We start from the raw sequence: 1,425 nt of genomic DNA, 5'->3' as shown, positions 1-1,425 counted from the left end.
ATTGTGTTAAAATTTTAAATGCAAGTTTAAGCATTACACAACCTGCTGTTTTAAGCTGCTCTATTGTTCAAGATACTGCGGTTTCTGCCAATGGACTATCTGATGGTAAAGCTACCGTAACTCCTACTGGTGGAAATGGTGGATACACTTTCCTTTGGGATAATCAAGAGATTAATGCTACTGCAACTTCGCTTAATGCGGGAACTCATACCGTAACTGTAACCGATAGCAAAGGTTGTCAAACAACTTGTTCTGTAACCATCACTCAACCTGATGTATTGCTTTGTTCTGTAGTGGAAGTGGCTCCTGCTAAATGTTTTGGGGATAGCAATGGACAAGCTACTGTAACTCCTACAGGTGGAAATGGCGGATTTACTTTCCTTTGGGATAATCAAGAAACTACAGCTACTGCAATTTCGCTTAATGCAGGAACTCATACAGTGACTGTTACTGATAAATTAGGATACAAAACAACTTGTTCTGTAACCATTACTCAACCTGAAGCAGAACTTTCTGCTACATCAATCCTTACAAATAATAATAATTGTGTTGGTTGTAATAATGGAGCAATAGATATTACTGTTGAGGGAGGAACCAAACCTTACCAATTTTTATGGTCAAATGGAGCAACATCAGAAGACATAGTTAATCTATCTTCTGGAATTTATAGCGTATTAATTACGGATGCTAAAGGATGTACCATTGAATACAATTATACAATCAGCGAATCTGGTATCGACATCACAAAAGATGGAGTGTATGTGGATAGCAACAATGATGGAATAACCAATGTAGGCGATGTGGTTTCTTATAACTTTGTCATCAAAAACACTGGTAATGTAACCTTGACTAATGTAACAGTAACGGACAATAATGCAGTAGTAACTGGTGGTCCAATTGCAACATTGGCTGTGGGTGCAACTGACAGCACTACCTTCTCAGCTTCACATACCATAACTCAAGATGATATCAATAAAGGATTTGTTTACAACTTGGCTTTGGCAACCGCTAAAGATCCAAATGACAAACCCGTAACAGATGCTTCTTCTGATCCTACACCTTGTACTACTTGTCCAAAAGACCCTGAGTGCACTGATTGTACTATTACAGAATTGAATCAATCTCCAAGTATCGACATCACAAAAGATTGTGTATATGTAGATAGTAACAATGATGGAATAACCAATGTAGGTGATGTGGTTTCTTATAACTTTGTCATCAAAAATACAGGTAATGTAACCTTGACTAATGTAACAGTAACGGACAATAATGCGGTGGTAACTGGTGGTCCAATTGCAACATTGGCTGTGGGTGCTACTGATAGTACTACCTTCTCAGCTTCACATACCATTACTCAAGATGACATCAACAAAGGATTTGTTTACAACTTGGCTTTGGCAACCGCTAAAGATCCAAATGACAAAA

General features: G+C 38.0%; 1 protein-coding gene. It reads left to right on the top strand.

Translation table 11 applies throughout. From position 1 onward, the window contains the following. On the top strand, positions 1-1,425 hold a 1,425-nt coding region (locus ACSVH5_RS13420; RefSeq protein WP_438061917.1), incomplete at both ends, for a SprB repeat-containing protein.

It is taken from the genome of Flavobacterium sp. RSSA_27, assembly GCF_051547125.1.
Lineage (GTDB): Bacteria > Bacteroidota > Bacteroidia > Flavobacteriales > Flavobacteriaceae > Flavobacterium.
The sequence above is the reverse complement of the archived record's forward strand: the minus strand, read 5'-3'. Positions and strand labels throughout refer to the sequence as shown.